Raw genomic sequence first — 4,763 nt, 5'->3', positions numbered from 1 at the left:
AGTTATAGCAGATAAATACCAAAATAGACGAAAACGTTTTGCTTTGAGGTTCAATCTGATATCTCGAATTCAGAACCTGGATATGAGTTATGCAAGAAGTCTACTTTTAAACTTATGACTTTACACTAACTTTTGCTCTTTTCAATTTTGAAAGAGGTCTAATGTAGACGATTATGGAAAAATTGCGAGCGTAAACTCAGCACGTTGTTCTTGCTTTCTCTGTTTTACTCCTTATTAAAAGATTTTAAATAGGTTCTTAGGTTTACATTGGATCTTTGAACTTCGTAAAATATGGCTTGCATGGAATTTTTTTACAGAGCCTAGAGCATGTTCTACCATAAAGTTGTCAAAATTATTCTTTAAAATCTTTATTATATAATATATGCAAAGTCACTCTAAATCAGTAATCGGTTGGATATGTTGCTTAGAGATAAGCGCAATCAATAAATTATTTATCAATTGGGCTTTATGCTTTGGATCTAAGTGGATTTTGTTATTTTTTCCAAAATGCTCAATTATTTCTTCAACTATATTAATAGCATTGTAAACTATACGTTTTTTTGTAGGAGCAATTAATTGCATTTGTTTATATTTTAGCATTGCTTGGATAATTTCTGGTGCATAAGCTAAGTAAGATATTCTGGCATCTTTAATCTCAATTCCTGCAATGTTTGATCTTACTTCAAGTATTGATTGTAACTCATTTGCAATTTTTTTGTGACCATTGCATAGAGAATCTGTACCATCATTGCTATCATATAGATAGCTACTTGCTAACTCTCTAATCGCTAATTTACTCTGAACTTCAATATATTTTTCATAAGAGTGAACATTATAATAAGCTTTTGCTGGACTATATACTTCCCACATTATAATTGCTCCAATTTCAATTAGATTACCTCCTGCATCATTGACTTTGATTTTACCGGTGTCAGTGATATGGATTTTTAATGATACTACATATCGACAAGAAAATGGAATCGTGAAGAATATTCCTATTTCTAAATAAGTACCAATGTAATAACCAAGGAACTCTATAATCTTTGCATCACTGGGTGGATTAATAAGAATGCTTTTCGAGATAATAAATATCAATGGCAAACACACCACCACAAAATATATCAATATTGTTTTATATACGTTAGTTATAGGAAAGCCATATGCTGTTAGAAATACAAATATCAAAATCATCATTCCCACTATAAAGCAGGAAAACAAATTTAGTTGATCTAATTTCCGATCTTGTGTTATAGTCTCATTCTTTATTCGTTTAATATTTTTATCCAATACTTGCATATCATTATTCTTTAATTTAAAAAGTGTAAAACGTGAATTATTAACTATCACTTAATAGTAGAAGCTATAGTCTACATTAGTAATACCAAGTCTATTTTGCAGTATGATAATCAGTATGTACAAATCAGAAAACATAATAAGACTTCCTTTAACTTAATTAAAGCTATCAAATTTATGTTAATCCACTTTATGTTAATCCACAGTTTATAAATTTTTCACATTATAGATTCTATAATTAATTTTATAAATAAATCTAGTAATATATCTTATAAAGAATGTCACATAATTGAAGGAGGCTATTGATGGTTAGTAACAAAATAACTTTAATTTTTCAACTGGAGAGGGGAAAACCTATAGATCAGTACTACTTTTCTGCACGTATAAAGCTTACTGACGAAAGTAAAATTTTTTTACGTGAGAAAATTGGAGATATTATTCAATTTGATAAACTTGATGATCACTTCGATCTAGATCCAAAAAATTTTTATATCTATAATAACAATTATGGTTTTGGCAATAGAGATGAATTGTATGTTAAAGATAGTGACGGCAAGTATCTGACTGGTAATCTTCCACTTAACTATTATAAGTTTTCAGTAGATCTTAGTGATCCTAAAACTATAGATTATGGTTTTTACTATTTATATGATAAAGAATGTGAAAAAGCTTTTGATGATAATGGTAAGCTAAAACCTATTATATCAAGTATACTGAACAGCCTTTTAAATAATACAAGTAATTTAAATACACAAGATATATTTTTGCAGATACAAAATAAAATTGCTGAAGAAGAGATGAAGTTAGTACGAGAAAAAAGAGAAGCAGAAAGAGAATTTGACCAAAAGAACGAGGAGTTAAAAAAACTCATAGATACTAACGAAATAGAAATATTTAAAGTAATAAAAGGCAGTGATATAGGAAATGGACGTTCAGAAGTAATTTTACAACTTAATGATAAAAAGCAGGCACTAGAGCCAAGTAAATATTATATAGCAAAGTATGAAGATGATGGTTTTTCTGATGAATTTATGCACTACAATGATCGAGGTTACGATACCCTAATTAAATATGATGACTTATTTTTTGTGCTAAATAACAGTTCTTACTCTGATCTTGAAAGTGGTTTTTATTCAATGCCTGAAAATCTTGATGATCATGTTAAGCATTTTAATACTAGTAATCAGTATTTTAGTGATGATCAATTATCTGAAAAATTGTCTAAGCTTCAAGGTGAAGGTGATAAAATGGTTATGGACACGCACAGTTCATATGTTGAACAATCTGAAGAAGTTACAGTAGAAAAGCCTAAAAGTGAACATAGAATAAGTAAAAGAGAAATTATGGAAGAAAATGAAGAAGCACATAAAATAGTGAGTCCGGATTTGGATGCTAAGGATTCTCATGGTTATACTGCTCTACACAAGGCTGTTTTTAGTAAGTGTTTTGACGAAGTAAAATCTTTAATAGAGCAAGGTGCCAATGTAGACGTGCAAGATAAACATGAGATTACCCCGCTTTCTTATGCTGTAATGAATAATGATGGAACAATGGTAAGATTTTTGATAGAGAAAGGTAATGCTAGTGTTAATTTAGGCAAGTATAATAATCCACTTAGTATGGCTATTTCACGTGAGTATACTGAATTAGCAGAGTATTTAATAAAAAAAGGTGCAGATGTAAATCATCAAAACAGTATTGGTAGAACTCTTTTACATAAAACTGCTGAAGATGGAAATGTAGCTATGGTTAAATTTTTAGTAGAGAAAGGTGCCAGACTTGACGTTTTAGATAAATGGAATGACACTCCTCTTCACGTTGCTGCTAATGTACAAGCCAATAAAGGTCATCTAGAAGTAGTAAGTTATTTAATAAAAGAGGGTGCAGACGTAAATCTTACTAATAACTATACTCCAATACATCTGGCCATTACGCGTGGAAATTTAGATATGGTTAAATGTTTGATGGATAATGGTGCTGACCTCTATATTAAGAGAGCATGCGATGGTACGCCTTTTGCTTATGCTAAGCAACAGGGACAAACAGAGATAGTAAAATACATGGATAGTGTAATGTCAAATCTTTTACATAATAAAACTGTATCTTTTGATGGAGCAGATATAAGTATAAAATATGATCTGGCTAATAACAAGCTAGGTATGATAGAAAAAAGTATTAAAGATGCGATGCAAGATTTTAAAAGTGCTTTTAATACTTCTGGCCACCATAGAGAGGTCAATGTATACGTATTTAATACTAGAGATGATTATAAGGCTTACTTGAAAAAAGTTGGAATAGATATAGGTGATGGTGCTGTTGGCTATACAAAGATGATTGACCTAAGCAAGGGAAATGCTGCTGATGTTTATGTCTACCTCGATAGCAGAGGAAATTTAGATCAGTATGTGTTAGAGCACGAAATAGGGCATGCAATGCACTTTGCAAATCTTGGTTTAAGTTATATTTTGCCAAAAGCAATGCATGAAGCTATTGCTAACTATACTGCTGGTTTAGAAAATGGTGAACATGTAAATGATCATGAGGATATTAAAGCTCTTTCTGAAATACACAGTAAATCTCTGAAACCAGATGAGATACTACGTAATGATTATCAAGGAGAATATTATTATTCAGAAGCGGAACAAGTAGTAAAATTTCTCGAGTATAAACACTCAGATTTAATTGATAATCTATTAAAAAATCTCTCTGTTTATGGATATAGTGATAGACCTCAAGCTAATAAACTAGTTGAAGATTTTTTAACTACCATAAAAGGTTATGATCAGGAATTTAAAGAATGGGTTGCAGATCAAATAAGCAGTAAATCATCTTTAGCTAATCAAAAAAGTGTAGATGCAGAACAAATGCAAGCGGATAGTAGCATGAATATACAATCTTCAGATGATCAAATACGAAGTAACAGATCATCAGCAAGTGATGAGAATCAGGAAAAGAGTGTTACAGCCAGTGTGATAGAAGGTATGAATGCTGAAAAAGATTCTAGTGATTTGATAAATCATCCCTTAAAGGTAAAAATTGGTAATCTTATTGAAACAGGGAAATATAAAGTAAATCTATGTATTACATACGATGAAATGAAGAATTTTTATGATACAATACTTAATAAATACCATATAAGTAAAGAATATAATCGTGAGCAAGTGATGGTTTTATATAATAATATAATTACACCAGCTTCACGGAATTATGATAAACAAATTATTCTTGATAATGATTCTTATATTAAAAATGATCATTTATTCATCCAAAACCAGGATTTTGGTGATGTTAATAGCTTTAACGAGATGTTTTACCTTGCATAGTAAAATTGTAGAAGAAAAGTCAGTTTAAAGATACAAAGATTTTATTATTTTTATGTAAAATAGTTGACATTCCATATTTTATTTACATACTACATAATAGTTTAATTATTTGTGGTATGAAATATGTTAAATATTGACAATTTTTTA

Annotated in this window: 2 protein-coding genes; one reads left to right on the top strand and one right to left on the bottom strand. The window is 29.8% G+C overall.

Annotated elements, in window-relative coordinates:
- Positions 1–390: 390 nt before the first annotated feature.
- Complete coding sequence (locus tag V6U76_RS04530) at positions 391–1,347, bottom strand: SPFH domain-containing protein (RefSeq protein WP_333023903.1); 957 nt, start codon at positions 1,345–1,347, stop codon at positions 391–393.
- Between the two features lie 251 nt (positions 1,348–1,598).
- Here V6U76_RS04530 and V6U76_RS04525 point away from each other — a divergent pair, with 251 nt between their 5' ends.
- Positions 1,599–4,616, top strand: coding sequence for an ankyrin repeat domain-containing protein (locus V6U76_RS04525; protein WP_333023901.1), 3,018 nt, complete (start codon positions 1,599–1,601; stop codon positions 4,614–4,616).
- Positions 4,617–4,763 lie beyond the last annotated feature (147 nt).

This window comes from Wolbachia endosymbiont of Pentidionis agamae (genome assembly GCF_036711655.1).
Taxonomy (GTDB): domain Bacteria; phylum Pseudomonadota; class Alphaproteobacteria; order Rickettsiales; family Anaplasmataceae; genus JAZHPY01.
The sequence above is the reverse complement of the archived record's forward strand: the minus strand, read 5'-3'. Positions and strand labels throughout refer to the sequence as shown.

What these genes read in the sequence shown, in the direction of transcription:
- V6U76_RS04525 (WP_333023901.1), top strand. Translation starts at nt 1,599, where the DNA reads ATGGTTAGTAACAAAATAACTTTAATTTTTCAACTGGAGAGGGGAAAA.